This is a genomic window from Mycobacterium kyorinense (assembly GCF_001672775.1).
Taxonomy (GTDB): Bacteria; Actinomycetota; Actinomycetes; order Mycobacteriales; family Mycobacteriaceae; genus Mycobacterium; species Mycobacterium kyorinense_A.
In genome coordinates, this window is the sequence record NZ_LZKJ01000027.1 from 39,936 (window position 1) to 66,433 (window position 26,498).

Consider the following 26,498-nt stretch of genomic DNA (forward strand, 5'->3'; position numbering starts at 1 on the left):
CTGGTGAGCAACGTGCTGACCCGGTTGCTGCGCCGGGGCACGAACGACGGCGAGCCGCCGGAGACGGGCGCGCCCGACAAGGCGCCGGCCGCCAGCGACTCCCGCGTTCCGCGGACCCGGTTCGGCGCCTGGCTGGGCCGGCCCATGACGTCGTTTCATCTGATCATCGCCGTGGCCGCGCTGCTCACCACGCTCGGCCTGATCATGGTGCTCTCGGCGTCTGGCGTGCACTCCTATGACGCCGACGGGTCGGCCTGGATCATCTTCGGTAAGCAAGTGCTGTGGACGGTGATCGGCCTGACCGCCTGCTATGTGGCGCTACGGATGCCGGTGCACTTCATGCGCCGGGTTGCCTTCACCGGCTTCGCATTCACCATCGTCTTGCTGGTGCTGGTGCTTGTCCCGGGCATCGGCACCGTCTCCAACGGCTCCAGCGGGTGGTTCGTGATCCATGGGTTCTCGATGCAGCCGTCCGAGCTCACCAAGATCGCCTTCGCCATCTGGGGGGCGCATCTGCTGGCAGCCCGGCGCATGGAGAGGGCCACGCTGCGGGAGATGCTGATTCCGCTGGTGCCGGCCGCGGTGATCGCACTGGCCCTGATCGTGGCCGAGCCCGACCTGGGGCAAACGGTGTCGCTGGGCATCATCTTGTTGGCCCTGCTGTGGTACGCCGGATTGCCGTTGCGGGTGTTCTGCAGCTCGCTGCTCGCGGTCGTGGTGGCCGCGGCGATCTTGGCGGTGTCCGAGGGCTACCGCTCCGACCGGGTGCAGTCCTGGCTGGATCCCGGCGCCGACTCACAGGGCGCCGGGTACCAGGCCAAGCAGGCCAAGTACGCGCTGGCCAATGGCGGGATCTTCGGTCACGGCCTCGGCCAGGGCACCGCCAAATGGAATTATCTGCCCAACGCCCACAATGACTTCATCTTCGCGATCATCGGTGAGGAACTGGGCTTTGTGGGGGCATTCGGGCTACTGGCGCTGTTCGGGCTGTTCGCCTACACCGGCATGCGCATCGCACGGCGCTCCGCCGACCCGTTCCTGCGGCTGCTGACCGCCACCATCACCTTGTGGGTTTCCGGTCAGGTGTTCATCAACGTCGGCTATGTGATCGGGCTGCTGCCGGTCACCGGGATCCAGCTGCCGCTTATCTCAGCCGGTGGAACCTCCACGGCCACAACACTTCTGATGATTGGCGTGATGGCCAACGCGGCTCGCCACGAACCCGAGGCCGTTGCTGCCCTGCGCGCGGGGCGCGACGACCGGATGAACCGGCTGTTGCGACTGCCGCTGCCCGAGCCTTATTCGCCGACCCGGGTCGAGGCGCTGCGCGACCGCCTGCGGTCCCGCCCGCAATCGCCCAAACAGCAACGCAAAGCCGACCGGGCGCCGTCGGCCGGCCGATCGGGCAGACCCCCGAAAATGGATCGGCGGGTCCGAGGGGCCGGCGGGGGCGCCCGCCGGTCAGGGGGCCAGCATCCGGAGGGAGGTGCCGCCGCGCGCGTGCGGGGGCGGCATTATGGACGTGAACAGCGCTTCGCCGACCAGCCTCAGCTACGCGGCAAGCGCGCTCGCGCACTGGAAGGTCAGCGTTACGGGTGAACGACTCTGTCACGGAGCCGACCAGCGGGGTGAACAGCGACTCGGGGAGCCGGCCCGGTGGCGGGTCATTGTCGGTAGTGCTGGCCGGCGGCGGTACCGCCGGGCACGTCGAGCCGGCGATGGCGGTCGCGGACGCGCTGGTCGCGCTGGATCCGCAGGTCCGCATCACTGCATTGGGAACGGCGCGAGGTCTGGAGACCAGGCTGGTGCCCGAACGTGGTTACCGTCTTGAGCTGATCACCCCGGTGCCACTGCCGCGCAAGCCGACTGCCGATCTGGCCCGGCTGCCGGCGCGGGTGATGCGCGCCGTGCGCCAAACGCGTGCGGTGCTCGACGGCGTCAATGCCGATGTGGTGATCGGATTCGGCGGTTATGTGGCGTTGCCGGCCTACCTCGCGGCCCGTCGCCGTCGCGTTCCGGTGGTGATTCACGAGGCCAACGCCAGCGCGGGGCTGGCCAACCGGGTCGGCGCACGCCGCGCGCAGCGGGTGCTCTCGGCGGTGCCCGATCCCGGCCTGCCGCACGCCGAAGTGGTCGGCGTGCCGGTGCGGGCGGCGATCACCACGCTGGACCGCGCGGCGTTACGGGCCGAAGCACGCGCGCATTTCGGCTTCGCCGACGACGCCCGGGTGCTGCTGGCGTTCGGTGGTTCGCAGGGCGCCGCGTCGATCAACCGGGCCGTCGCCGCGGCCGCCGGCGAGCTGGCCGCCGCCGGAGTGGCGGTGTTGCATGCCTACGGCGCCAAGAACACCATCGAGCTGCGCACGCCGCAGCCCGGCGACCCGCCCTATGTGGCGATGCCCTACCTGAACCGGATGGACCTGGCGTATGCGGCGGCCGACCTGGCGATCTGCCGCTCCGGAGCGATGACGGTCGCCGAGGTCTCCGCTGTGGGCCTGCCCGCGGTGTATGTGCCGCTGCCGATCGGTAACGGCGAGCAGCGGCTCAACGCGTTACCGGTGGTCAGGGCCGGCGGCGGCCTGCTGGTCGCCGACGCCGACCTGACCCCGGGATTCGTGGCCGAGCAGGTCGCCGGACTGCTGGGTGACGTGTCGCGGCTGTCGGCGATGACGGCCGCCGCGGCGCTGGCCGGCCACCCCGATGCGGCCGAGCAGGTGGCGCTCGCCGCGCTGGACGTCGCGCGCGAGGCGCGGGACGGGAAGCGCGCGCGAGCTGGGCGGGGGCGGCGTTGAACGCCGAGTCGCTGCCGCCCGACCTGCAGCGAGTCCACATGGTCGGCATCGGGGGAGCGGGCATGTCGGGGATCGCCCGCATCCTGCTCGATCGCGGCGGCCAAGTGTCGGGGTCCGACGCCAAGGAGTCGCGCGGAGTGCGTGCGCTGCGCGCCCGCGGTGCACTGATCCGGATCGGCCACGATGCGTCGTCGCTGGATCTGCTGCCCGGCGGCGCCACCGCGGTCATCACCACGCACGCCGCGATCCCGAAAACCAACCCCGAGCTCGTGGAAGCCCGTCGGCGCGGCATTCCGGTGGTGTTGCGCCCGGCGGTGCTGGCCAAGCTGATGGTCGGACGCACCACGTTGATGATCACCGGCACGCACGGGAAGACGACGACGACGTCGATGCTCATCGTCGCGTTGCAACATTGCGGGTGTGACCCGTCCTTCGCGGTCGGCGGCGAGATGGGCGAGGCGGGCACCAACGCCCACCACGGCAGCGGCGACTGCTTTGTCGCCGAAGCCGACGAAAGCGACGGCTCGCTGCTGGAGTACACGCCCAACGTCGCCGTCGTCACCAACATCGAGGCCGATCACCTGGACTTCTTCGGCAGCGCCGACGCCTACGCCGCGGTGTTCGACTCGTTCGTCGAGCGTCTTGCCCCGGGCGGCGCACTCGTCGTTTGCACCGACGATCCTGGTGCGTCGGCGCTGGCGGAACGCACTGCGCCGCTGGGCATTCGGGTGCTCCGCTATGGAAGCGGCGATCCGGAGCAGTTAAGCGGTGCGCTGCTGTCGTGGGAGCAGCAGGGCACCGGCGCGGTTGCCCACATCCAGTTGGCCGGGGAAGCCCATCCGCGGGTCATGCGGCTGGCGGTGCCGGGCCGGCACATGGCGCTCAACGCCTTGGGGGCGCTTTTGGCCGCGGTCGAGATCGGTGCGCCGCCCGACGCGGTGCTCGACGGGCTGGCCGGTTTCGAGGGTGTGCGCCGCCGATTCGAGTTGATCGGGACCGCGGGCTCGGTGCGGGTGTTCGACGACTACGCGCATCACCCGACGGAGATCGACGCGACGCTGGCCGCCGTACGCACGCTGCTCGAGCAGGCCGGCAGCGGCCGGTCGCTGGTGGTTTTCCAGCCGCATCTGTATTCGCGGACAAAGGATTTCGCCGTTGAGTTCGGGCACGCTCTGAACGGCGCCGACGAGGTTTTCGTGCTCGACGTCTACGCCGCCCGCGAGCAGCCGCTGGCCGGTGTGAGCGGAGCCAGTGTCGCCGAGCACGTCAGCGTGCCGGTGCACTACCTGCCGGATTTCTCGACGGTCGCCGGCGCGGTGGCTGCGGCGGCCGGTCCGGGCGATGTCGTCGTCACCATGGGTGCTGGCGATGTGACGATGCTCGGGCCGGAGATCGTGACGGCGCTGCGGGTGCGGGCCAACCGCAGCGCGCCGGGCCGGCCGGGGGTCTTGTGGTGAGCGAACCGAACGACAGCCCGACGTCTGAGGCGGTCACCGAACCGATTACCGCGCCGGCCTCCGACCAGGAACCGGTCGAGCAGCCGGCCGAGCAGCCGGGCGGCGAAGGGCAAGCCCCGCAGCCGGAGCCCGTCGAGGGTCCGCGGCGACGCGCGCGCAGGGAACGCGCCGAACGCCGCGCCGCGCAGGCCCGCGCCACCGCGATCGAACAGGCTCGACGGGAGGCCAAACGGCGGGCCCGCGGAGGTGGTCCCAGCGAACCCAAACCCGTTCCGCGGGGCGCGGTTCGAGGACTGAAAATGGTGCTCGCGTCGGTGCTGGTGGCCCTGGCCGCCACCGGGCTGGGGCTGATCCTCTACTTCACACCGGTGATGTCTGCGCGCAGCATCATCGTGACCGGGATCGGAGCGGTGACGCGCGAGGAGGTGCTCGACGCGGCGCAGGTCCGGCTTGGCACCCCGCTGTTGCAGATCAACACTGACGGAGTCGCCGACCGGGTGGCCGCGATTCGGCGGGTGGCCAGCGCGCGGGTGCAGCGCCAATACCCGTCGGCGCTGCGGATCACCATCGTCGAGCGGGTTCCGGTGGTGGTCAAGGACTTTCCCGACGGGCCGCATCTCTACGACCGCGATGGCGTGGATTTCGCCACCGCGCCGCCGCCGCCGGCGCTGCCCTTTCTCGATGTCGACAATCCAGGGCCGAACGATCCGGCCACCAAGGCGGCGCTCGAGGTGCTGACGGCGTTGCGCCCCGAAGTCGCCGGTCAGGTGGGCCGGATCGCGGCGCCTTCGGTGGCCTCGATCACGCTGACGCTCACCGACGGGCGCACGGTGATCTGGGGGACCACCGACCGCACCGAGGAAAAAGCCGAGAAGCTGGCGGCGTTGTTGACCCAGCCAGGGCGGACATACGACGTGTCCAGCCCAGACCTACCGACGGTCAAGTAGTCGCGACCTGCCCACGCCGCAGCGCCCAGACCGCCGCCGCCCGGGCCGCCGCTCGCCGAGCGTGAACCTGGCTTCACTCTCGACGTCGGGCGTGAAGCCAACTTCACACTCGAGGCTGCGGGTGGCTGTGACGCTCGGCATGTCGCGGCGAAAAATTGGCCGAAATTCGCCCGCGCCGTCTCGGCGCGCCTGCGTCGATCGCGTCCGCCGTGCCCATACCGTTCTGTTTGCGCGAAACAACTTGACATAACTCTAAGCCTCTAGTTGAGGTTGAGGTTTGCCAGGGGTGGACCGCCACACCAAGCCGAGTCCCATCTAGGGAGGAAGACGCAATGATGACCCCCCCGCACAACTACCTGGCCGTCATCAAAGTCGTGGGTATCGGCGGCGGCGGTGTCAACGCCGTCAACCGGATGATCGAGCAGGGCCTCAAAGGCGTGGAGTTCATCGCCATCAACACCGACGCCCAGGCGCTGTTGATGAGCGACGCCGACGTCAAGCTCGACGTCGGTCGCGACTCCACCCGCGGCCTGGGCGCCGGCGCCGACCCTGAGGTCGGGCGCCGGGCCGCCGAGGACGCCAAGGACGAGATCGAAGAGCTGCTCCGCGGCGCCGACATGGTGTTCGTCACCGCCGGTGAAGGCGGCGGCACCGGCACCGGCGGCGCTCCGGTCGTCGCCAGCATCTCGCGCAAGCTCGGGGCGCTGACCGTCGGCGTCGTCACCCGGCCGTTCTCGTTTGAGGGCAAACGACGCAGCACCCAGGCCGAAAACGGCATCGCGGCCCTGCGGGAAAGCTGCGACACCCTGATCGTGATCCCCAACGACCGGCTGCTGCAGATGGGCGATGCCGCCGTATCGCTGATGGACGCCTTCCGCAGCGCCGACGAGGTGCTGCTCAACGGTGTGCAGGGAATCACCGACCTGATCACCACCCCGGGACTGATCAACGTCGACTTCGCCGACGTCAAGGGCGTCATGTCCGGTGCCGGCAGCGCGCTGATGGGCATCGGCTCGGCCCGCGGCGAAGGCCGGGCGCTCAAGGCCGCCGAGGTCGCGATCAACTCGCCGCTGCTGGAAGCCTCGATGGAGGGCGCGCAAGGCGTGCTGCTGTCGATCGCCGGCGGCAGCGACCTGGGGCTGTTCGAAATCAACGAGGCAGCCTCGCTGGTGCAAGACGCTGCCCATCAGGACGCCAACATCATTTTCGGGACCGTCATCGACGACTCGCTGGGCGACGAGGTGCGGATCACGGTCATCGCAGCGGGCTTCGACGCCACCGGGCCGGGCCGCAAACCGATCGTCGGCGGCGGTCAAGCGCAGTCCCAGACGATCGCGCCGGCCAAGGCGGGCAAGGTCACCTCGTCGCTGTTCGAGCCGGCCGACGCGCTCAGCATGCCGTTGCAGACCAACGGTTCGACGCTGGATATCGGCGGCGACGACGACGAGGACGTCGACGTCCCGCCGTTCATGCGGCGCTAGCCCGCCGACGATACTGAGCAGGTGAGCGTTCGCATCCGGCGCGTGACGACCACCCGGTCGGGCGGTGTCTCGGCGCCGCCGTTTGACAGCTTCAACCTCGGTGACCATGTCGGTGACGACCCGGCTGCGGTCGCGGCCAATCGGGCCCGGCTGGCCGCAGCGCTGGGACTCGCTACTGATCGGGTGATCTGGATGAACCAAGTTCACAGCGACCGGGTCGAGGTGGTCGACGGTCCGCGCGAGGCACCGGTGGATGACACCGATGCCTTGGTGACCCGGACGCCGCGGTTGGCGCTGGCCGCGTTGAGTGCCGATTGCGTGCCGGTGCTGATGGCGGACGCGCGTGCCGGGGTCGTCGCCGCCGTGCATGCCGGTCGCGTGGGCGCGGCGAGCGGCGTCGTGGCCCGTGCGCTGGAAGCCATGCTGGCCCTCGGCGCCCAGGCCGAGGACGTCTCCGCGCTGCTCGGCCCGGCGGTCAGCGGCCGCAACTATGAAGTGCCCGCGGCAATGGCCGACGAGGTCGAAGCCGCGCTGCCGGGCAGTCGGACCACCACCTCGGCCGGCACGCCCGGACTTGACCTTCGAGCCGGAATCGCCTGCCAGCTCAAGAATTTGGGCGTGACCGCCATCGACGTCGATCCACGTTGCACAGTGGAGGACACCAACCTGTTCAGCCATCGCCGGGATGCGCCCACCGGGCGACTGGCCTCGGTGGTGTGGATGCAATGAGCGCCGCGGCGGCAAACCTCGCACCGCACCGGGAGCGGGAATCCGAATTGGCCAAAGCTTTGCGCGCAGTGCGGGAGCGACTTGCCGCCGCCGCGGACGCGGCCGAGCGGAATGTCGACGGAATTGAACTTCTGCCGATAACCAAATTCTTTCCGGCATCAGATGTCGCGATTTTGTCGGCATTGGGATGCCGGGCCTTTGGCGAATCCCGCGAGCAGGAGGCTGCAGCGAAGGTCGGTGAAGTCGCCGGACTGCTGGGGTCCGATGAACCCGGTGTGCAGTGGCACATGGTGGGCCAGGTCCAGCGCAACAAGGCCCGGTCGCTGGCCACCTGGGCGCACACCGTCCACTCGGTCGGCAGTGTGCGCATCGCCGATGCGCTTGACCGCGCCGTCAGCGCGGCGCTGGGCGACGGCCGCCGGACGGCGCCGCTGCGCGTCTATGTCCAGATCAGCCTCGACGGCGACGTGTCGCGCGGTGGCGTCGACGTCGCCGAACCCGCCGCGGTCGACGAGGTCTGCTCCCGGGTGGATGCGGCTGAACACCTGGAACTTGTTGGCCTGATGGGTATCCCGCCGCTGGACTGGGAACCCGACAGAGCTTTCGAGCGGCTGCGATCCGAGCACGAACGGGTGCGCCAAACCCATCCGAACGCGGCGGGATTGTCGGCCGGTATGTCAAACGACCTGGAAACGGCGGTCAAACATGGTTCGACGTGTGTGCGTGTCGGTACCGCGTTATTGGGACGAAGACCGCTACCGTCACCGTGAATAGTCACTCCAGTCACATCTTCATCACAGACACCAGCAGCCGAGAAGGGGTCCCGCGATGAGCACACTGCACAAGGTCAAGGCCTACTTCGGTATGGCTCCGATGGAGGACTACGACGACGAGTACTACGACGACGACCGCGCACCCGCCCGTTCGGGCTACGGGCGGCAGCGGTTCGCCGAAGACGGCTACGGCCGCTACGAAGACCGCTTCGACGGGCACGACTACGACGATCCGCGCGGTGAACCGGGCGACTATCCGCCCGGCAGCTACCGGAGCGGTTACTCCGACGACCACCGTTTCCGGCCGCGCGACTACGAGCGCACCGAGTTGCCCCGTCCGCGGTTCGCCTCGCTGCGCTCGGCCACCCGTGGCGCGTTGGCGATGGATCCGCGTCGGATGGCGATGCTCTTCGACGAGGGCAGCCCGCTGTCGAAGATCACCACGCTGCGTCCCAAGGACTACAGCGAGGCTCGCACTATCGGCGAGCGGTTCCGCGACGGCACTCCGGTGATCATGGATCTGGTGTCGATGGACAACGCCGACGCCAAACGTCTTGTCGACTTCGCGGCGGGCCTCGCCTTCGCCCTGCGCGGCTCCTTCGACAAAGTCGCCACCAAGGTGTTTCTGCTCTCACCCGCCGATGTCGACGTCTCGCCCGAGGAACGCCGCCGGATTGCCGAGACCGGCTTCTACGCGTACCAGTAAGCACCGCGCGCCGCGGCGGCCACGGCGTAGGCAGCGTCTTGCCTCGTTTATGGCTCGCCGGAGGGAGTCGGTAGGCTGACGATCATCGCGCCGGCCGCGGTCGGTGCTGTCGTGATCGTCACATCCTCATCAGTAAGGTCGGTCTCTCGTTGGCGCTGTTCATCCACATCCTGGGTTTTGCGCTATTCATCTTTTGGCTGCTGTTGATCGCTCGGATCGTGGTCGAGTTCGTCCGGTCGTTCAGCCGCGACTGGCGGCCACGCGGCCTTACCGTGGTGATCCTGGAGATCATCATGTCGATCACCGATCCGCCGGTGAAGCTGCTGCGCCGGCTCATCCCGCAGCTCACCATCGGCGCTGTCCGGTTCGACCTATCGATCATGGTGCTGCTGCTGGTGGCGTTCATCGGCATGCAAATCGCGCTCAACTACTCGGGGTAGCCCGCGCCCGCCCGTCCTCTCGGCGGGGGCGGCGGCGTCGCTTAACTGCGTTTGGGTCAGTGCATTTCGTTGTCTTATCGCCCTGATTTCGTGTTTCTTAAAGATTGAAATTCGGTCTTATTTATTGACCGATTCGGCGACCGGCGGGTCTGGTGTGACAGGATGGGCGGCAGTTGCAGTATGGCTACCACACCGTTCATACCGATCTAGACTTTGCAGGTTGGTTTGATCGTCCAGACTCGAGGGGGCAAACAATGCCGCTGACACCAGCCGACGTTCACAATGTGGCGTTCAGCAAGCCGCCCATCGGCAAGCGCGGCTACAACGAAGACGAGGTCGACGCCTTCCTCGACTTGGTAGAGAACGAGCTGACCAGGCTCATCGAGGAGAACGCGGATCTGCGTCAGCGGGTCAACGAACTCGACCAAGAGCTGGCCGGCGCGCGCTCGGGTGGTGGCGCCCAGCCCAGCCAGGCCGCGCCCGTCTACGAGCCCGAGCCCGAGCCGGAGCCCGCCAGGCCCGCGCCGCAGCCGGCCGCCGCGCCCACGGCTTCGACCAGCGAGGAACAGGCCATGAAGGCCGCCAGGGTGCTCAGCTTGGCGCAGGACACCGCCGACCGGCTGACCAGCACGGCCAAAGCTGAGTCCGACAAGCTGATGGCCGATGCCCGGGCCAACGCCGACCAAATCCTCACCGAGGCCCGGCGGGAAGCCGACACCACCGTCGCAGAAGCCCGCCAGCGCGCCGACGCGATGCTGGCCGACGCGCAGACGCGATCGGAGACCCAGTTGCGCCAGGCCCAAGAAAAGGCCGACGCACTGCAGGCCGATGCGGAGCGCAAGCACTCCGAGATCATGGGCACGATCAACCAACAGCGCACCGTTTTGGAAGGCCGCCTCGAGCAGCTGCGCACGTTCGAACGCGAGTACCGCACCCGGCTCAAGACCTACCTGGAATCGCAGCTCGAGGAGCTGGGCCAGCGTGGATCGGCGGCTCCGGTCGATTCCAGCGCCACCAACGATGCCGGGGGGTTCAACCAGTTCAATCGGGGTAATAACTAAGCAGGCCGAGGGCGCCGGGCCGGACGGTCCGTATCGTGCAGTCTTGGCAACAGTGGTGCATGCCCCGTCGGCTGGAGGTTAACCGATGCTGATTATCGCGCTGGTGTTAGCGGTGATAGGTCTCGCCGCGCTGGTGTTTGCCGTCGTCACGAGCAACGAGCTGGTGGCCTGGGTGTGCATCGCCGCCAGCGTGCTGGGCGTCGTGCTGTTGATCATCGACGCGTTGCAGGAACGGCGGCGACGCGAAGCCGGCGCACCCGTCGACAGACCCGCCGCGGATGAGGGAGCTCAGCGCGAGGTCAGCAGCACCGCCGAGAGCGGCGCCGACGAGAACGTCTACGCCGACTATCCCGAGGACACCGCCGACGAAGGCGAGGAATCCGTGCCCAACGGTGTGGGCACTGGACAACGGCCGGCCCAGTCCGCCGAGTCCCGGTCCGAGGACGAAGAATAGGCCAGCTGGCCGGTCACCCCTTGGGGGCGGTCGCAGTCGCCAGCAGTTCGCGGACCTCGTCGTCGGTCACCTGATGAAAGTCGACGAACACCTGCCCCACCGCCTCGAAGTCGGGCGGCATCGTCGCACAGATCACGTCGTCGGCTTCCTGTGCCAGCTGGTCGCAGGCGGACGGCGGCCCCACCGGCACGGCCACAACGACTGACTTGGGGCCGATCGCTTTCAGCGCTCGCACCGCAGCCAGCATGCTTGCGCCAGTAGCGATTCCGTCGTCAACCAGGATCACCGTCTTGCCGCGCGGGTCGGTGAGCGGTCTCCCCCCGCGATAAAGCTGCTCGCGGCGCTGCAGTTCGGCCGCCTCTCGGTCGATCACCGCGCGCACCTGCTCGTCACTGATGCGCAGGCTGGACAGCACATTGTCGTTCATCACGATGCCGCCGCCGCTGGCCAGCGCGCCCATCGCCAACTCCGGCCACTGCGGCACGCCCAGTTTGCGGACCAGGAACACGTCCAACTCGGCGTGCAGGGCCGCCGCGACTTCATAGGCCACCGGAACGCCGCCGCGGGCCAACCCGAGCACGAGTACCGACTGGTCGCGGCGATACGACGACAGCTGCTCGGCCAGTGCGCGGCCGGCATCCCGGCGGTCACTGAACGTGCGCCGGGATGCCCGGTGCAAAAAGCCACTCGATCGGTTCATGCGTCGCAACTTGTGGTTTCTTGGGCGCGTTGACCGTTACCAGCCTACGGCCGAAGTCATCGCCATACTGCGACTTCCCCGCCAGGAAACCGCCGAAACCCGGTCCGGCGCGCCCGCTGCGGCCCGGCCAGGCCCCGCAGCCGATGACGACGGTAGGCGCAATGCCACGTAACGGCTTGCACGCCAAGGATATTGGTGACGGCGGTTTGAGATCGGTCCGCGCGGAGCACTCTGTCGAGGTGTTGAACGGCGCGGACGTCGGCGTCGTCGGCGCCGGAATCGTCGGGCTCTCGACGGCCTGGGCGTTGACCGAAGCCGGCGCATCGGTTCGGGTGTATGAACGCGGCGTCCCGGGCAATGGGCAGTCCGGCGGCGAGTCGCGAATTTTCCGCCACGCCCACGATGACCCGCGGTTGGTCGCGTTCGCGCGGGACAGCCGCGCAGTGTGGGACGAGTGGGCCGAGCGGCTCGGCAGCGAGTTGGTCTCCGGCGACGGCGCGGTTGCGATCGGTTCGGCCGTGGAGCGGCGGTTGCCGATCCTCGAGCAGGCCGGCGGGGTCCGCGTTCGGCGGATCGGGTCCGACGAACTCGCCGAGCGATTACCAGTGCTGGCCGGCTACGCCGGCCCGGCGATGCTCGACGAGGCCGGCGGGGCCATCCGGGTGCGCGCGGCGATCGACGCGCTCACCGAGTGGATCGGCGACAGTCTGGTCGCCGACGAGGTGATCACCATACGGCCCACCCGTCGCGACACGGTCGAGGTGGTGTGCGGCGGAAGCCGCACCGAGCATGCCCGAGTCGTCGTGTGCGCCGGACGCGAAACGGCGCGACTGGCTCGAAGCGTCGGGCTGGCGCTGCCGGTGCGACTGGCCGCGCATGCCCGCTTGACTTTCGAGGTTCGCCACCACGCCCCGCTGCTGTCCTGCCTACAAGACAGCAGCGGCGAGTTCGGCGAAACCGGGATATACGCCGCTGCGACACCCGGAAACCGTTGCTACGCAGTCGGTTTGAGTGAAGCCGCGGCGGCCAAAGACGACGGCAGCTTCCCCGATCCGGCCGGGCTGGTCGCGTTGGCCGACCGGGCCGGCGAATATGCGCGACGCGCGCTTCCCGGACTTGACCCGCGGCCGGTGGACGCCCGGTACTGCTGGGTGACGACGCTGCCGTGGAGCGACGACGGCTTCGCCGTCTGGGAGCGGGAGGGCCTGTTCTTCGTCGCCGGCCACAATTTGTTCAAACAGGCGCCTGCCCTCGGCCGAGCGCTCGCGCGGTTGGCGCTGGGGGAGGACCCCGGCATCGACCTGCGGGCCGGGTGCGAACTTGGCCGGGCGCCGGCGGAGTCGTCGTAAACCGGTGTCCGAGGGGGACTTGGCCATCTACGACACGAGCCCTGACCTGGCGAATCGGTACCTGATCGTCGTCCGTGCTGGGGTTGACCCACTCAAATGCCGAGCGGTCGGATCAGGGGTCGAGTTGGGCGGGGGCGACTCGGCACCCGGCGGCTTGGGCTCCGGCGTGCAGGCGTCGGTCCCAAACGGCGACGATCAGGCCGGGTTCACCAACAGCCAACGCGCTGGCTAGATGAACAGCGTCGGCTCCGCGCAAAGCATAGGCGCGGGCGAGGCGGCCCGCGTGCTGTTCAACCCTCGCGGTGAGTTCGACTGGGCGGGTGGCGGCCCAGAAGTCCTCCCAGTCACGCTCGGCAGCGGCGAGCTCGGATTCAGTTAGGTCGTGATTGCGGGCTGCTGCAGCGAGTGCGGCCCGGACTTCGGGGTAAGCCAGACGGCTGGACAATGCGGCGTCGCAGCCGTCCCATAGAGCGGACGCCAGCGAACTCCCCGTCTCGGTGGTGAGAAGTTTGACGAAAGCGCTGGCGTCGAAGTAGACGAGCGGCACCAGTCAGCGCCGCTGGTCGCTGACCCGGTCAGACACCGGCCGCCGCGGCCGGGGCCTGGGTCGACTCGCAGCGACGGGCCGCTGCGCGGCGGCCTTGCCAATCACGCCTTCGGCCGTGAGACGCTCCAAGGTGCCTGCGCTGTCCAGTGCTGCCAGCCGCGCGACCGGAATCCCACGGTCGGTGATGACGACCTCACCACCAGCCCGAGCTCGATCCAGCCAATCGCTGAGGTGCGCGCGCAACTCGGTGACGGATACCTCCACGCAGTGAACTGTACATTCATTGAATCGTAATTTGTACATATCACTACAACTGCGCCGTGACGAGAGCGTTCATTTCGCTCGACTCATCACAAGGGGTGTCCGAGGGGGTGTGTGAGTTCACGACATAGGTGACAGATGAGTCGCGACATGGGTGACGCCTGTGAAGGGCAGCGATGAGTCGCGTCATAGGTGACAGTCATGGATGTCCAAAGCTCGCGCGGTCGTTCTGGAAGTCACTAGTGGTCGCCTCACGGTCACCAAGGCGGGGCAGGTCTACGGGCTGTCTCGCCAACACATCTACCGGCTGCTGTCCCGCTACCGCCAAGGCGGTCTTGAAGCCGTTGATCCCCGCTCACGACGGCCTGCCAGCAACCCCCGCGCCGTCAGCGATGAGGTGATCGCCGCGGTCGTGCTGACGCGTAAACAACTCGTCGATGACGGTCTGGATGCCGGCCCGGTCACCTTGCAATGGCACCTGGCTCACCAAGGGCTGCCGGTGCCATCGACCTCGACGATCCGGCGCATCCTGGACCATCGCGGCCTGGTCACCGCCCAACCACGCAAACGGCCCAAAAGCTCATTTATCCGTTTCGAGGCTTCCAACCCAACGAATGCTGGCAATCCGACTTCACCCACTGGACTTTGACCGATGGCAGCGATTTCGAGATCCTCAACTGGCTCGACGACCACTCCCGATACCTGCTTTACTGCGCCGCTCATCACCGCGTAACCGGTCCTGACGTGGTAGCCAGCTTTACCACCATCGCCGCCGAATTCGGCCCACCCGCCTCCACACTGACCGACAACGGCGCCGTCTACACCTCACGATTCACCCACGGCCACAACGACTTCGAACGCCTATTGGCCAGCCTGGGCATCACCCACAAAAACGGCCACCCCGGCCACCCCCAAACCCAAGGCAAAATCGAACGTTTCCACCAAACCCTCAAACACTGGCTAACACCACGCCCGCGACCCACCACCTTGGCCGATGCCCAGACCTGCTCAATGACTTCCGCGAGCTTTACAACACCGCCCGGCCCCAACGCGCCCTACCCCACCACCGCACACCCGCGCAGGCCACCTCGGCATCGGAATCATCCACGCCCACCCCAGTGCTAATCCTGGTAACCACACACACCATCACCGTGATCAGCAAAACCGGCCACCACGTCCTAAGCAGCCACACCATCGACCCCGAGAAAAACTACTGGCGCAACCAAAACAAAAACCCCGGCCGATGGCCGGGGTGATCTGTCACCGATGACGCGACTCATCTGTCACCTATGACTCGACTCATCACAGGGTGTCCGAGGGGGGACTTGAACCCCCACGCCCAGTAATAGGGCACTAGCACCTCAAGCTAGCGCGTCTGCCATTCCGCCACTCGGACCGACGCCAACCACGCAAGTTGGCAGCTAAGGCTATCGGATCGGCGAGCCCTGACCCAAACCCGCCGGACGGCTCCAATGGTAGGAAAGGTGACTGTGAGTGTTGCAACCGGTGACCGCACCGACCCAGCGGACGACATCGTCGACGTCGTGAGCACACTGATCCGGTTCGACACCACCAACACCGGCGATCTCGCCACCACCAAAGGCGAAGCGGAGTGTGCCCGCTGGATCGCCGGTCAGCTCGAAGACGTCGGCTACCAGGTGGAATACCTGGAATCCGGTGCGCCCGGGCGCGCCAATGTATTCGCGCGGCTGGCCGGCGCCGACAGCTCCCGCGGCGCCTTGATGATCCACGGCCACCTCGACGTCGTCCCGGCGGCGGCCGCCGACTGGAGCGTGCACCCGTTCTCCGGCGCGGTGGAGGACGGCTACGTCTGGGGCCGCGGAGCCGTCGACATGAAGGACATGGTGGGCATGATGATCGTGGTGGCCCGCCAGTTCCGGCGCGCGGGGATCGTGCCGCCCCGCGATCTGGTGTTCGCGTTCGTCGCCGATGAGGAGCACGGCGGCACATACGGCGCGCACTGGCTGGTCGACAATCGCCGCGATCTGTTCGACGGCGTCACCGAGGCAATCGGAGAGGTCGGCGGCTTCTCGCTGACGGTGCCGCGCCGCGACGGCGGGGAACGCAGGCTCTACCTGATCGAGACCGCCGAAAAGGGCTTGCAGTGGATGCGATTGACGGCCCGGGGCCGGGCGGGTCACGGGTCGATGGTGCACGACCACAACGCTGTGACGATCCTCGCCGAAGCCGTCGCGCGGCTGGGCCGCCACCAGTTCCCGCTGGTGCTGACCGACGCGGTCGTGCAGTTTTTGGCGGCGGTCGGCGAGGAGACCGGGCACAGCTTCGACACCGATTCCCCCGACCTGGAGGGCGCGATCGACAAGTTGGGGCCGATCGCCCGCATCGTGAAGGCCACGCTGCGTGACACTGCCAACCCGACCATGCTCAACGCCGGCTACAAGGCCAACGTCGTGCCGGCCACGGCCGAAGCCGTCGTGGACTGCCGGGTGCTGCCCGGCCGGCAAGCGGCGTTCGAGGCCGAGGTCGACGAACTGATCGGGCCCGACGTGGCTCGCGAATGGGTCGTCAGCCTGCCGTCCTATGAGACCGGTTTCGACGGTGATCTAGTCGATGCGATGAATTCGGCGCTGCTGGCGGTGGATCCCGATGCCCGCACCGTGCCCTACATGCTGTCCGGCGGGACGGACGCGAAAGCTTTCGCGCGGTTGGGGATTCGCTGTTTCGGCTTCGCTCCGCTGCGTCTGCCGCCGGAATTGGATTTCACTGCGCTGTTCCACGGCGTGGACGAACGGGTACCCATCGACGCACTGAGGTTCGGTACCGAGGTGATGTCGCGCTTTTTGACAAACTGCTAGTCGGAAATCAAGCCGGAAAGACGAGAGGACTGACCATGATCGCACCGCCCGACCCCTACGCCACGCTGCCCAAGCTGCCGTCGTTTCACCTGCAATCGGCGTCGATCACCGACGGACAACCGATGGCCAGCGCTCAAATCAGCGGCATCATGGGCGCCGGCGGCGAGGACGTCAGCCCGCAACTGAGCTGGTCGGGCTTCCCGGAGGAGACCCGCAGCTTTGCGGTCACGGTGTACGACCCCGATGCGCCGACGCTGTCGGGTTTCTGGCACTGGGCGGTGGCCAACCTTCCGGCCGATGTCACCGAGCTGCCCGACGGCGTGGGCGACGGCCGTGAGCTGCCGGGCGGCGCGCTGACGCTGGTCAACGACGCGGGCATGCGCCGCTACGTCGGCGCGGCGCCGCCGCCGGGGCATGGCCCGCACCGCTACTACGTCACGGTGCATGCGGTGAAGGTGGAAAAACTCGACCTCAACGAGGACGCCAGCCCGGCGTTTCTCGGGTTCAACCTCTTCCAGAACGCCATCGCGCGTGCCGTCATCTACGGCACCTACGAGCAGCGCTAGCCGCCGAAGCACCGCCAGTGGTCACCGACAACGCGATGCCCGCGTGCGTGTTGGTACTACCCGGCGGCGAGGTCCGCAGCGAACGGGCTTTCAAGCCTTGGCGGTTGGCCAGCTTGCGAATGATGTTCGTGGCACGGGCATTACGGCGCCGATTGGGGCGCCAGGTCGAGGTTCGGCAGGTGCGCTATCGCGTCTGCGGATGGAACAGCCCGCGGTTGGATCCCGTGCAGGACGCCAAGAAAGTGCTTGACGACGTTCAAGGCCGGTTCCAGCCCGAACGAATCGCGTTGGTGGGCCACTCCATGGGTGGGCGGGTCGCGGCCCACCTGGCCGCCGGCGGGGGAGTCGGTGCGGTGGTGGCGCTTGCGCCGTGGTGGGCCGGGCAGGACGGTGACCTGATCCCGGCATCCACCCGGCTCCTGGTCGTGCACGGCACCGCCGACACCACCACCGACCCGGCCGATTCACAGGCGCAAACCAAGCGGGCCTGCCGACGCGGGCTGGATGCCCAATGGGTGGCTTTGGACGGAGTCGGCCACCACATGGTGCGCCGGTGGCGCGACTGGCACCTGCTGACCACCAAATTCGTCGCTGAACACCTGGCGGCCACCGCAAAGAGTTAGTCGACGCGCCGCGGTCTAGGGAGGCGCCGCCGACCCGACCGCTTCGCTCAGCGACGCAAACCCACCGTCGTGGAGGCGACGGGCGATGCCGTCGTGAATGTGCTTGGCCCACAGGCCGCCGCCATAGATGAAACCGGTATAGCCCTGCAACAGCGAGGCGCCCGCGGTGATCCGCTCCCACGCGTCGTCGGCGGTTTCGATACCACCCACACTGATGAGCACCAGCCGGTCACCGACGCGGTGATACAGCCGGCGCAGCACCTCGGTGGCCCGCTGTGCCAGTGGCGGCCCCGAAACGCCGCCCGGGCCGAGAGCAGCCACGCCGGGTGTGGCCAGGCCGTCGCGCGACACCGTGGTGTTGGTGGCGACGATGCCGGCCAGGCCGAGTTCGACGGCGAGGTCGGCGATGTCGTCGATGTCGCTGTCGGTGAGATCCGGCGCAATTTTCACCAGCACCGGAGCCGACGTCTCGGCGAGCACCGCCGCCAGAATCGGGCGCAACGACTCCACCGCCTGCAAATCACGTAACCCCGGTGTGTTCGGCGAGCTGACGTTGACCACCAGATACGACGACAGCGGGCCGACCAGCCGCGCGCTGGCCCGGTAGTCCTCGACGGCATGGTCGGGCGGGGTGGCCTTGGTCTTGCCGATGTTGACACCGATCGGCACGTCGGCGCGGTGGCGTGCCAGCCGCGCCGCGAGTTGGGCCGCGCCGTGGTTGTTGAAGCCCATCCGATTGAGCAGGGCGCGGTCGGCGGGCAGCCGAAACATTCGAGGAGCGGCATCGCCGGGTTGGGCGTGAGCGGTGACAGTGCCGACTTCGGCGTAGCCGAAACCCAGCGCTCCCCACGTCTTCAGGCCGACGCCGTCCTTGTCGAAGCCGGCGGCCAGCCCGAGCGGCCCCGGGAAGCGCACGCCGAACACGCTGCTGGCCAGTACCGGGTCGGTCGGCGCCAGTGCCCGCCGAAGCCCGCGCCGCATCCCTGCGCCGGCGGTGGCGGCCCGCAGTGCGGCGAACGCCAACGTGTGAATGCGTTCGGGGGGCACCAGGAACAGCATTCGGCGAAGCGCACCATAGATCCGATGATCGTCGCCACTTGCCGTCACAGTTCGGGCTGGTCCACGCTGTCAACGGCGCAGTCTGCGCGAGACTTCTTGCGGCGCAACAACACTCGCCTGCTACCGTCGGTGTAGAGCCGTACCCGGGTCAACTCCCAGCCGCGGTATTCCGCTTCGATGGACAGCCGGATAGAGGCACTGACCCGGGTCACATCCGGCGGCAGCCGCAACGGCGCCCACTCGTATTCGTCGGACATCTCGGCGTCCCAGCCCGCGGGCAACCGGCTGCGCTGTGCGGTGGTCAACGCGGGCCCGCCGCATGCTCGATGACCTGAACCCCGCCGCCGGACCCCGACACCACATACAACGTGCCTGAGGCGTCGGCGACGGCGAGGGAGTTGGGTTGCTGCACTGTCGGGTAACGCACCTTTTCGACGGGTATTCCGGTGGACAGATCGTAACCAATAACCATATTCGCCGCGGTCTGCGTCACCCAGGTCAATCCGCGGGATCCGGCCAGACCGTACGGGGCCTGGCGCACCGGATAGGCCTGGCGCAGGATCAGCGGGTCGACACCGAACACCAGCAACTGGCCACCGCGGGTGTCGGCGACTAGTAGCCGGCCCTGCGGATCGGCCGCGATGGTCGTGGCGCCCTGGCCCGCCCGCAACGCCTGTCCAAGGGTGCCGTCGGCCTCGATCGTGGTCACCAAAGTTTGTGCGCGATCCAAAACAGCCACTGTATTGCCTTGCGCTGCAAGGGCATCGACTCTACCAACGATCTTCGTGCGGTTGGTGACGGCAGCTTTGCCCGCTTCTGGGTTACCAGCGGCCAGTGCGTAGACGGCACCGTCGGCGGTTCCCAACACCAGTGCGTCGTCGGCGCGGCGGGCGATCGCCGTGAAGTCGGTGTCTGCTGCGTCGGCGACGGTCACCCGGGTAACCCGGCCGGCGACCAGATCGACGACGAAGTAGCCACCGCGGGTGGCCATATAGACGTTGCCGGCGTCGTCACCGGTCAACGCGCTCACCGGCCCGGGCAACTCGATGACACGAGCCGGCTTCAACCCGCTGTCGAATATCGCAAGGCTGGCCGGTGCGAGCGGCTGGTCTGCGGCGGTCAACACCGCCAGCGCAGCGGTGCGGTCATCGACGATCGCCGCCTGGCCGCGGCCCGTCAGCGGCTGCACCACGCCGGCCGGAGCGGCGGTGACCGGTGGTGCCCCAGCCGGTGTCGCCGGCGGGATCGTCGGTGGCGACCCGTCGAGCGGCTCCGCCGAGCACCCGACCACCAGCATCAGGAAAAACAGCAGGCCAGCGGCTCGCCGGTGAACCGCGGGTTTACACATTGAGGCCAAGGGGTAACTTCCAGGTCATGCAGCGGGACGTGCGATCCGGGTCAGAGTCTAAAGAAGATTGTCGGGTTCGACCCGGCCTCGTTGCCCAGGGCGAGCGAGCCGAAGAAGGTATGGTCGCCGCATGACTCGCGCCGGCGACGATGCAGAGCGAAGCGACGAGGAGGAGCGGCGCGCATGACTGTCGCCGAGGACCGTCAGTTCGCCGATTCCGAGTTCGGCATCGAAGACATGTGGACGGGGGTCTTTTCGACCAAAGTCTTGGCCAGCGGGTTCGGTCACGTCGGGGACGGTCGAAGTTTCGCATTCCGTATCGAACGACAGTGGCTGCTCGTCGAGATTTACCGGCCCCGACTCAGTGGCCCGGTCCCGCAGCCGGAAGACGTGGTGGCGACGGCGCGGCGCAGCGTGGTCGATATCGACGTCGCTGACGAGCGCAGTTTGGCGGCGGCGGTGCGTGACTCGGTGGCGGCGGCCGCCCCGATATCGCATTAGTCCGGCTTCGCATCCCGCACGGTGACTGGCGGGCACACCAGGTACGGTCGTCGTCGTGACTGCGGCCCCGGCGATGTCTTGGTGGCAAGTCGTGGATTTGGCCGTGGTGCAGGGTCTCACCGAATTCCTTCCAGTGTCCTCGTCGGGCCATTTGGCGATCGTGTCGCGGCTGTTGTTCGGCGGGGACGCGGGCGCCTCATTCACGGCGGTCACCCAGCTGGGGACCGAGGCAGCTGTGCTGGTCTACTTCGCCCGCGACATCGTGCGCATCATCAGAGCGTGGCTTAACGGCCTGGTCGTCACCGCACACCGCAACGCCGACTACCGGCTGGGCTGGTATGTGATCATCGGCACCATCCCGATTTGCGTGCTGGGGTTGCTGTTCGCCGACCAGATCCGGTCGGGGGCGCGCAATCTCTGGGTGGTGGCAACGGCCCTGGTGGTGTTTTCCGCGGTGATCGCGGCTGCCGAGTATCTCGGCCGGCAGGGGCGTCATGTCGATCAGCTGACCTGGCGCGACGCGGTCGTGGTGGGTTTTGCGCAGACGCTGGCGCTGGTTCCGGGGGTCTCGCGGTCCGGCGCCACCATCAGCGCGGGGCTGTTTATGGGACTAGACCGCGAACTGGCCGCCCGGTTTGGTTTCCTGCTGGCAATCCCGGCGGTGTTCGCCTCCGGGTTGTTCTCGCTGCCGGACGCCTTCCATCCGGTACACGAGGGGATGAGCGCCACCGGCGCGCAACTATTGGTCGCCACTCTGATCGCGTTCGTCGTGGGGTTCGCCGCGGTGGCATGGTTCCTGCGGTTCTTGGTGCGCCACAGCATGTATTGGTTTGTCGGCTACCGGGTGATCGCCGGCATCGCTGTCCTGACTCTGCTGGCGACGGGTGTGGTGAGCGCGGTATGACCGTCATCCTGTTGCGGCATGGGCGGTCGACGTCCAATACCGCACACATTCTGGCCGGCCGATCCGAGGGCGTCGACCTCGACGACAAGGGCCGCGACCAAGCCGCAGACCTGGTCGACCGGATCGGCGACCTTCCGATCCGGGCGGTGGTGTGCTCGCCGCTGTTGCGGTGCCGGCGCACGGTTGAACCCCTTGCGGAGGCGCTGGACGTGACGCCGGTCGTCGACGAACGGCTCGCGGAGGTCGACTACGGCGACTGGACCGGTCGCAAGATCGCCGACTTGACCAAGGAACCGCTGTGGAAGGTGGTGCAGGCCCAGCCGAGCGCCGCGGTGTTTCCCGGTGGTGAGGGATTAGCGCAGGTCCAGGCACGCGCGGTGGCCGCTGTCCGCGAGCACGACCGGCAGCTCTCCGAGCAGCACGGCGGCGACGCGCTGTGGCTGGCCTGCACCCACGGCGACGTCATCAAGGCGGTCGTCGCCGATGCGCTGGGTCTGCACTTGGACAGCTTCCAGCGCATCACCGCCGACCCGGCGTCGATGAGCGTGATCCGCTACACCCCGCTGCGCCCGTTCGTGCTCCACGTCAACCACACCGGTGCGCGGCTGACGTCGGCGCTGGCGGCACCGCCTGATAGTGAAACGCCGCCCGGCGACGCGGTAGTAGGCGGGTCCACCGGCTGAGTTTGATCGCCCTCCGCCCTGCCGCCCGCGTCGTCGCCGGGTAAGTGGGGTACCTACAAGGAATTACGACGCGGCGGCAACTGCCGGTATTTTGGAGATGCCATGTCTCGTGCCATCCACGTTTTCCGGACACCCGACCGGTTTGTCGCCGGGACCGTCGGCCAGCCCGGAAACCGCACGTTCTACCTGCAGGCCGTGCACGACTCGCGGGTGGTGTCGGTAGTGCTGGAGAAGCAACAGGTCGCGGTCCTGGCCGAGCGCATCGGCGCGCTGCTGCTCGAAGTCAACCGCAGGTTCGGGACACCGGTACCGCCGGAAACCACCGAAGTCGAGGACCTCAGCCCGCTGATCACACCCGTCGACGCCGAGTTCCGGGTCGGCACCATGGGTTTGGGCTGGGACTCCGAGGCGCAGACCGTGGTGGTCGAACTGCTGGCCGTCACCGACACCGAGTTCGACGCGTCGGTGGTGCTTGATGACACCGACGAGGGCCCCGACGCGGTGCGGGTGTTCCTGACGCCGGAGTCGGCGCGCCAATTCGCGACCCGCTCCAACCGTGTCATCTCGGCGGGGCGCCCCCCCTGCCCGTTGTGTGATGAACCGTTGGACCCTGAGGGACATATCTGTGCGCGCACCAACGGATACCGGCGCAGCGCGTTGCTCGGGTCTGACGATGACGCCGAGGACTGATGACCGTGAGGTGTTGCGCCGCGGCGAGCTGACGGTCCTCGGCCGCATTCGCTCGGCAAGCAACGCCACCTTCCTGTGCGAGTCGACACTGGGCGAGCGCAGCGTGCACTGCGTCTACAAGCCCGTCGCCGGTGAACAGCCGCTGTGGGACTTCCCGGACGGCACCCTGGCCGGCCGAGAAGTCGGCGCGTACCTGATTTCAGCGCAGTTGGGCTGGAACATCGTGCCGTACACCATCATTCGGCTCGGGCCGGCCGGTCGCGGCATGCTGCAACTTTGGGTGGACCAACCCGGCGACATTCCCGGCACCGACCGCGAGCCCCGACCGGATCTAGTCGACCTGTTTCCGGCCGGTAAGCCGCCGGCGGGTTATCTGCCGGTGCTGCGGGCCTACGACTACGCCGGTGACGAAGTGGTGTTGATGCATGCCGACGACATCAGGCTGTGGCGGATGGCGGTGTTCGACGTGCTGATCAACAACGCCGACCGCAAAGGCGGCCACGTCTTGCGCGACGTCGACGGGTACGTGTACGGCGTCGACCACGGGGTCTGTCTGCACGTCGAGGACAAACTGCGCACGGTGCTGTGGGGATGGGCCGGCAAGCCTGTCGATGACGACACTCTCGAAGCGCTCACCCGGTTGGTCGACGCGCTGGACGGCGAGCTCGGTGACGCGTTGGCCGCCCACATCACCGCCGCCGAGATCACCGCGCTGCGCAGGCGCGCCCAAGGGCTGCTGGACAACCCGGTGATGCCCAGTCCGGACCGGCACCGCCCGATTCCCTGGCCGGCTTTTTGAGCCAGTAGCGTGGTTCGACATGCCGCGTTCTTTCGAGTCGTCAGTCGAGTTCCCGGACAGCGTCGACCAGATCTTTTCGACCTTCTGCGACGAGACCTACTGGGAGGCGAGAATCATCGCCACCGGTAACCCCAATGCCAAGCTCGACTCGCTGATCATCGACCCAGGCGAGACCGTCACGGCGAACGTCAGTGTCAGCTTCTTGGGCGAGAAGCTGCCCAAGGCGATCACCAAGTTTTCGGGCGGGGAGCTCAAGTTCTCCCAAACCCAGCGGTGGGTTCGGATCGACGGCGACCGGGTGCAGGGAGAGATCGATGTGGCCGTCTCGCGGGTACCAGCGTCCGGCGCCGGGAAGGCGTTGCTGGTACCGGTGGCCAATGGCGCGCGGTTGGACGTCACGACCATCGTCGAGGTCAAGATTCCGCTCGTCGGCGGCAAGTTCGAACGTTACGTCGGCGGGCTGCTCGACGACGACCTCAAGAGCTTTCAGCGCTTCACCACCGAGTGGATTGCGGAAAAGTCCTGATTCTCGGCGATACTGGACCGAGTGAGCCGACAGCAGACTGACGCCGCGCTGGCCGCCGATTTGGCCGCCGAGGCGGGACAGCTGTTGCTGGCCGTGCGCAAGGAGGTCGGGTTCGGTCATCCCTGGCTGCTCGGCGATGCCGGTGACACCAGCGCCAATGCCCTGCTGCTGCGGCGGCTGCACGCCGAGCGTCCCGGCGACGCGGTGCTGTCCGAGGAAGCCCACGACGACCTATCCCGGCTGCGCGCCGATCGGGTATGGATCGTCGATCCGCTCGACGGCACCCACGAGTTCTCTACGTCCGGCCGGGACGATTGGGCCGTGCACGTCGCGTTGTGGCGGCGCGACGGCGGCCCGCACGGCGCGATCACCGACGCCGCGGTGGCGCTGCCGGCGATGGGCGAGCTGTATGACAGCGACACGGTCAGCGCCGACACTTCGACACGGTCCGGCCCGATCCGGATCACCGCCAGCTCCAACCGGCCGCCGGCGGTGCTGTACCGGCTGGCCGAGCGCTTAGACATCGAACTGGTGCGAATCGGTTCGGCCGGCGCCAAAGCGATGTCGCTGGTGCGCGGCGACGCCGACGCCTACATCCATGCCGGCGGCCAGTGGGAGTGGGATTCGGCGGCGCCGGCGGGCGTGGTGTTGGCGGCCGGGATGCACGCGTCGCGGCTCGACGGCTCCGAGCTGATCTACAACCGGCCTGATCCTTACCTGCCGGACTTCCTGATGTGCCGACCCGAGCTGGCCGACGTGTTGCTGGCGGCGATCGCCAGCGCGGCGTAGGGCGTTGGGGTGCCCCCAGCCGCGGACCGGCGAGGGGGACGGGTCGCCGCCATCCAACCTGGGCGCCATCCGGCTGGCCGGCTGACCCAACGCCGCAGTGCGGCTTTACAGTCGAGGGTATGCAGTCCTGGCCCTGTCCACCGCCGCCGGCGTTGTCGGGCCGTGGCCCGGAGTTGCGGCTGTATGACACTTCCGATCGGCAAGTGCGCCCGGTGGCAGCCGGGCGCACCGCCACCATGTACGTCTGCGGGATCACCCCCTACGACGCCACCCATCTCGGGCATGCCGCCACGTATCTGACGTTTGACCTGATCTGTCGGCTGTGGCTCGACCTCGGCCACGACGTGCACTACGTGCAGAACGTCACCGACGTCGACGACCCGCTGTTCGAACGCGCCAACCGCGACGGCGTGGACTGGCGCGACCTGGCCGCCCGCGAGGTCGGCCTGTTCCGCGACGACATGGCGGCGCTGCGGGTGCTGCCGCCGCGCGAGTATGTCGCGGCCACGGAGGCCATTGACGAAGTGGTCGAGTTGGTCGAAAAGATGCTGGCCGCCGGGGCGGCCTACATCGTCGACGACGCTGACTATCCGGACGTCTACTTCCGTGCCGACGCCGCGCCGCAGTTCGGCTACGAATCGGGGTATGACCGCGACACGATGCTGGCGCTGTTCGCCGAGCGTGGCGGCGACCCGGACCGGCCCGGCAAGGTCGACCAGCTCGACGCGCTGCTGTGGCGTGCGGCCCGGGCCGGAGAACCCAGTTGGCCGTCGCCGTTCGGCCCGGGCCGGCCGGGTTGGCACGTGGAATGTGCCGCGATCGCGCTCAGCCGCATCGGCACCGGCCTGGACATCCAGGGCGGCGGCACCGACCTGATCTTTCCCCATCACGAATTCACCGCCGCGCATGCCGAATGTGTCAGCGGCGAAAGGAGATTCGCCCGCCACTACGTGCACGCGGGGATGATCGGCTGGGACGGGGAGAAGATGTCCAAGAGCCGCGGCAACCTGGTGCTGGTGTCGGCCCTGCGCCACCAGGGCGTCGAGCCGTCGGCGATCCGGCTGGGTCTGCTGGCCGGCCACTACCGCGCCGACCGCTACTGGAACACGCAGCTGCTGGACGAGGCGATCGCACGGCTGCACCGGTGGCGCGCCGCTACCGCGCTGCCGGCCGGCCCGGACGCCGCCGACACCGTTGCCCGGCTGCGCCGCTACCTGGCCGACGACCTCGATACACCCAAAGCCCTTGCAGCCCTGGATGGTTGGGCCACTGACGCGCTCGACTACGGCGGCCACGACGACACCGCGCCGCGCGCGGTGTCCGCCGCGGTCGACGCGTTACTGGGCGTGCAGCTCTAACCCCATTTTTCCGCGAGCGTGCTCAGTGTCATCGTGAGGGCGCTGCGTGCGGCGTGTCTGCGTGACGGTGGCCGTGTCGTGGTGGTTGGTTCTGGATCACCTGGTGTCTGACTCTGAG

The 26,498-nt window shown here is 68.0% G+C and carries 27 protein-coding genes, 1 tRNA gene and 3 pseudogenes; 24 read left to right on the forward strand and 7 right to left on the reverse strand.

The features are described from left to right. Positions 1–12 precede the first annotated feature (12 nt). The 11 genes from ftsW (at position 13) to A5707_RS01700 (ending at position 10,840) form a co-directional block, all read left to right on the forward strand. A complete protein-coding gene (gene ftsW, locus A5707_RS01650) occupies positions 13–1,599 on the forward strand; it encodes a putative lipid II flippase FtsW (RefSeq protein WP_419866376.1) in 1,587 nt (528 codons plus the stop codon). Next, positions 1,596–2,792, forward strand: a complete 1,197-nt coding sequence (murG, locus tag A5707_RS01655; protein ID WP_065012785.1) for an undecaprenyldiphospho-muramoylpentapeptide beta-N-acetylglucosaminyltransferase — start codon at positions 1,596–1,598, stop codon at positions 2,790–2,792. Before ftsW ends, murG begins: the two co-directional genes overlap by 4 nt. Beyond that, on the forward strand, positions 2,789–4,249 hold the full coding sequence (murC, locus tag A5707_RS01660; RefSeq protein ID WP_065012786.1) for a UDP-N-acetylmuramate--L-alanine ligase: 1,461 nt from the start codon (positions 2,789–2,791) through the stop codon (positions 4,247–4,249). Before murG ends, murC begins: the two co-directional genes overlap by 4 nt. Beyond that, positions 4,246–5,196: a cell division protein FtsQ/DivIB gene (locus A5707_RS01665; protein ID WP_065012787.1), complete on the forward strand. Its 951-nt coding sequence runs from the start codon at positions 4,246–4,248 to the stop codon at positions 5,194–5,196. The genes murC and A5707_RS01665 overlap by 4 nt, the downstream gene beginning before the upstream one ends. Before the next feature lie 335 nt (positions 5,197–5,531). Continuing rightward, positions 5,532–6,677, forward strand: a complete 1,146-nt coding sequence (gene ftsZ, locus A5707_RS01670) for a cell division protein FtsZ (RefSeq protein ID WP_065012815.1) — start codon at positions 5,532–5,534, stop codon at positions 6,675–6,677. Between the two features lie 21 nt (positions 6,678–6,698). After that, a complete protein-coding gene (gene pgeF / locus A5707_RS01675; RefSeq protein ID WP_065012788.1) occupies positions 6,699–7,406 on the forward strand; it encodes a peptidoglycan editing factor PgeF in 708 nt (235 codons plus the stop codon). After that, on the forward strand, positions 7,403–8,176 hold the full coding sequence (locus A5707_RS01680) for a YggS family pyridoxal phosphate-dependent enzyme (protein ID WP_065012789.1): 774 nt from the start codon (positions 7,403–7,405) through the stop codon (positions 8,174–8,176). Before pgeF ends, A5707_RS01680 begins: the two co-directional genes overlap by 4 nt. A gap of 58 nt (positions 8,177–8,234) precedes the next feature. Beyond that, on the forward strand, positions 8,235–8,885 hold the full coding sequence (locus tag A5707_RS01685) for a cell division protein SepF (RefSeq protein ID WP_065012790.1): 651 nt from the start codon (positions 8,235–8,237) through the stop codon (positions 8,883–8,885). 149 nt (positions 8,886–9,034) lie between these two features. Continuing rightward, a complete protein-coding gene (locus A5707_RS01690; RefSeq protein ID WP_065012791.1) occupies positions 9,035–9,325 on the forward strand; it encodes a YggT family protein in 291 nt (96 codons plus the stop codon). 254 nt (positions 9,326–9,579) lie between these two features. Next, positions 9,580–10,386 (forward strand): DivIVA domain-containing protein, encoded by an 807-nt coding sequence (locus A5707_RS01695; RefSeq protein WP_065012792.1) that lies wholly within the window; start codon positions 9,580–9,582, stop codon positions 10,384–10,386. An 85-nt stretch (positions 10,387–10,471) separates the two neighbouring features. Beyond that, positions 10,472–10,840 (forward strand): hypothetical protein, encoded by a 369-nt coding sequence (locus A5707_RS01700; RefSeq protein WP_065012793.1) that lies wholly within the window; start codon positions 10,472–10,474, stop codon positions 10,838–10,840. Positions 10,841–10,853: 13 nt separating this feature from the next. Here A5707_RS01700 and A5707_RS01705 read toward each other — a convergent pair. Continuing rightward, positions 10,854–11,552 (reverse strand): annotated as a pseudogene (locus A5707_RS01705) (phosphoribosyltransferase); the annotation flags it as partial. 227 nt (positions 11,553–11,779) lie between these two features. Here A5707_RS01705 and A5707_RS01710 point away from each other — a divergent pair. Continuing rightward, a complete protein-coding gene (locus tag A5707_RS01710) occupies positions 11,780–12,889 on the forward strand; it encodes an NAD(P)/FAD-dependent oxidoreductase (RefSeq protein WP_232000592.1) in 1,110 nt (369 codons plus the stop codon). A 112-nt stretch (positions 12,890–13,001) separates the two neighbouring features. Here the strand turns inward: A5707_RS01710 and A5707_RS01715 are convergent, their stop codons facing one another. After that, positions 13,002–13,436 (reverse strand): type II toxin-antitoxin system VapC family toxin, encoded by a 435-nt coding sequence (locus A5707_RS01715; RefSeq protein WP_065012795.1) that lies wholly within the window; start codon positions 13,434–13,436, stop codon positions 13,002–13,004. Between the two features lie 3 nt (positions 13,437–13,439). Continuing rightward, positions 13,440–13,760, reverse strand: a pseudogene (locus tag A5707_RS01720) (type II toxin-antitoxin system Phd/YefM family antitoxin); the annotation flags it as partial. A 142-nt stretch (positions 13,761–13,902) separates the two neighbouring features. On the opposite strand from A5707_RS01720, the pseudogene A5707_RS01725 reads away from it, so the two are divergent. Then, positions 13,903–14,953, forward strand: a pseudogene (locus A5707_RS01725) (IS481 family transposase). Positions 14,954–15,007: 54 nt separating this feature from the next. Here the strand turns inward: A5707_RS01725 and A5707_RS01730 are convergent. Beyond that, positions 15,008–15,093 (reverse strand) — tRNA-Leu (locus A5707_RS01730). A 76-nt stretch (positions 15,094–15,169) separates the two neighbouring features. On the opposite strand from A5707_RS01730, the gene A5707_RS01735 reads away from it, so the two are divergent. Genes A5707_RS01735 through A5707_RS01745 form a run of 3 tightly spaced genes read left to right on the forward strand, consistent with a single transcriptional unit; the run spans position 15,170 to position 17,723 of the window. Next, on the forward strand, positions 15,170–16,534 hold the full coding sequence (locus A5707_RS01735) for a M20/M25/M40 family metallo-hydrolase (RefSeq protein WP_065012797.1): 1,365 nt from the start codon (positions 15,170–15,172) through the stop codon (positions 16,532–16,534). 35 nt (positions 16,535–16,569) lie between these two features. Continuing rightward, the gene (locus A5707_RS01740) at positions 16,570–17,100 is read left to right on the forward strand and encodes a YbhB/YbcL family Raf kinase inhibitor-like protein (RefSeq protein WP_065012798.1); all 531 of its coding nucleotides are present in this window, start codon (positions 16,570–16,572) and stop codon (positions 17,098–17,100) included. Between the two features lie 17 nt (positions 17,101–17,117). Continuing rightward, positions 17,118–17,723: an alpha/beta hydrolase family protein gene (locus tag A5707_RS01745; protein WP_232000593.1), complete on the forward strand. Its 606-nt coding sequence runs from the start codon at positions 17,118–17,120 to the stop codon at positions 17,721–17,723. Positions 17,724–17,738: 15 nt separating this feature from the next. Here the strand turns inward: A5707_RS01745 and A5707_RS01750 are convergent, their stop codons facing one another. From A5707_RS01750 to A5707_RS01760, 3 genes are read right to left on the reverse strand one after another with little or no spacing between them, the layout of a single operon-like run. After that, a complete protein-coding gene (locus A5707_RS01750) occupies positions 17,739–18,803 on the reverse strand; it encodes a quinone-dependent dihydroorotate dehydrogenase (RefSeq protein ID WP_065012818.1) in 1,065 nt (354 codons plus the stop codon). 23 nt (positions 18,804–18,826) lie between these two features. Next, the gene (locus A5707_RS01755) at positions 18,827–19,087 is read right to left on the reverse strand and encodes a DUF5703 family protein (RefSeq protein WP_065012799.1); all 261 of its coding nucleotides are present in this window, start codon (positions 19,085–19,087) and stop codon (positions 18,827–18,829) included. After that, a complete protein-coding gene (locus A5707_RS01760; protein WP_065012800.1) occupies positions 19,084–20,130 on the reverse strand; it encodes a hypothetical protein in 1,047 nt (348 codons plus the stop codon). Before A5707_RS01760 ends, A5707_RS01755 begins: the two co-directional genes overlap by 4 nt. A 183-nt stretch (positions 20,131–20,313) precedes the next feature. Here A5707_RS01760 and A5707_RS01765 point away from each other — a divergent pair, with 183 nt between their 5' ends. The 8 genes from A5707_RS01765 to mshC all read left to right on the forward strand — a co-directional run bounded on the left by A5707_RS01765 (position 20,314) and on the right by mshC (position 26,380). Then, positions 20,314–20,631 (forward strand): hypothetical protein, encoded by a 318-nt coding sequence (locus A5707_RS01765; protein WP_065012801.1) that lies wholly within the window; start codon positions 20,314–20,316, stop codon positions 20,629–20,631. Between the two features lie 73 nt (positions 20,632–20,704). Next, positions 20,705–21,535 carry an undecaprenyl-diphosphate phosphatase gene (locus tag A5707_RS01770; protein WP_065012802.1) on the forward strand — a complete coding sequence of 277 codons (831 nt, stop codon included), beginning with the start codon at positions 20,705–20,707 and terminating at the stop codon, positions 21,533–21,535. After that, positions 21,532–22,218, forward strand: a complete 687-nt coding sequence (locus A5707_RS01775) for a histidine phosphatase family protein (RefSeq protein ID WP_065012803.1) — start codon at positions 21,532–21,534, stop codon at positions 22,216–22,218. Before A5707_RS01770 ends, A5707_RS01775 begins: the two co-directional genes overlap by 4 nt. A 102-nt stretch (positions 22,219–22,320) precedes the next feature. After that, positions 22,321–22,908, forward strand: coding sequence for a DUF3090 domain-containing protein (locus A5707_RS01780; RefSeq protein ID WP_065012804.1), 588 nt, complete (start codon positions 22,321–22,323; stop codon positions 22,906–22,908). Further along, complete coding sequence (locus A5707_RS01785) at positions 22,892–23,707, forward strand: SCO1664 family protein (protein WP_065012805.1); 816 nt, start codon at positions 22,892–22,894, stop codon at positions 23,705–23,707. Before A5707_RS01780 ends, A5707_RS01785 begins: the two co-directional genes overlap by 17 nt. Positions 23,708–23,726: 19 nt before the next feature. Continuing rightward, positions 23,727–24,233 (forward strand): DUF2505 domain-containing protein, encoded by a 507-nt coding sequence (locus A5707_RS01790; protein WP_065012806.1) that lies wholly within the window; start codon positions 23,727–23,729, stop codon positions 24,231–24,233. 21 nt (positions 24,234–24,254) lie between these two features. Continuing rightward, positions 24,255–25,022, forward strand: a complete 768-nt coding sequence (locus tag A5707_RS01795) for a 3'(2'),5'-bisphosphate nucleotidase CysQ (RefSeq protein WP_065012807.1) — start codon at positions 24,255–24,257, stop codon at positions 25,020–25,022. A 119-nt stretch (positions 25,023–25,141) separates the two neighbouring features. Further along, complete coding sequence (gene mshC / locus A5707_RS01800) at positions 25,142–26,380, forward strand: cysteine--1-D-myo-inosityl 2-amino-2-deoxy-alpha-D-glucopyranoside ligase (protein ID WP_065012808.1); 1,239 nt, start codon at positions 25,142–25,144, stop codon at positions 26,378–26,380. The last annotated feature ends 118 nt before the right edge of the window (positions 26,381–26,498 follow it).

Bases quoted from the DNA above. Each gene is read 5' to 3' on its own strand.
- ftsZ (WP_065012815.1), top strand. From the start codon at position 5,532: ATGACCCCCCCGCACAACTACCTGGCCGTCATCAAAGTCGTGGGTATC.
- A5707_RS01680 (WP_065012789.1), top strand. From the start codon at position 7,403: ATGAGCGCCGCGGCGGCAAACCTCGCACCGCACCGGGAGCGGGAATCC.
- A5707_RS01685 (WP_065012790.1), top strand. From the start codon at position 8,235: ATGAGCACACTGCACAAGGTCAAGGCCTACTTCGGTATGGCTCCGATG.
- A5707_RS01695 (WP_065012792.1), top strand. From the start codon at position 9,580: ATGCCGCTGACACCAGCCGACGTTCACAATGTGGCGTTCAGCAAGCCG.
- A5707_RS01700 (WP_065012793.1), top strand. From the start codon at position 10,472: ATGCTGATTATCGCGCTGGTGTTAGCGGTGATAGGTCTCGCCGCGCTG.
- A5707_RS01735 (WP_065012797.1), top strand. From the start codon at position 15,170: ATGGTAGGAAAGGTGACTGTGAGTGTTGCAACCGGTGACCGCACCGAC.
- A5707_RS01740 (WP_065012798.1), top strand. From the start codon at position 16,570: ATGATCGCACCGCCCGACCCCTACGCCACGCTGCCCAAGCTGCCGTCG.
- A5707_RS01760 (WP_065012800.1), bottom strand. From the start codon at position 20,130: ATGTGTAAACCCGCGGTTCACCGGCGAGCCGCTGGCCTGCTGTTTTTC.
- A5707_RS01765 (WP_065012801.1), top strand. From the start codon at position 20,314: ATGACTGTCGCCGAGGACCGTCAGTTCGCCGATTCCGAGTTCGGCATC.
- A5707_RS01770 (WP_065012802.1), top strand. From the start codon at position 20,705: ATGTCTTGGTGGCAAGTCGTGGATTTGGCCGTGGTGCAGGGTCTCACC.
- A5707_RS01775 (WP_065012803.1), top strand. From the start codon at position 21,532: ATGACCGTCATCCTGTTGCGGCATGGGCGGTCGACGTCCAATACCGCA.
- A5707_RS01780 (WP_065012804.1), top strand. From the start codon at position 22,321: ATGTCTCGTGCCATCCACGTTTTCCGGACACCCGACCGGTTTGTCGCC.
- A5707_RS01785 (WP_065012805.1), top strand. From the start codon at position 22,892: ATGACGCCGAGGACTGATGACCGTGAGGTGTTGCGCCGCGGCGAGCTG.
- A5707_RS01790 (WP_065012806.1), top strand. From the start codon at position 23,727: ATGCCGCGTTCTTTCGAGTCGTCAGTCGAGTTCCCGGACAGCGTCGAC.
- mshC (WP_065012808.1), top strand. From the start codon at position 25,142: ATGCAGTCCTGGCCCTGTCCACCGCCGCCGGCGTTGTCGGGCCGTGGC.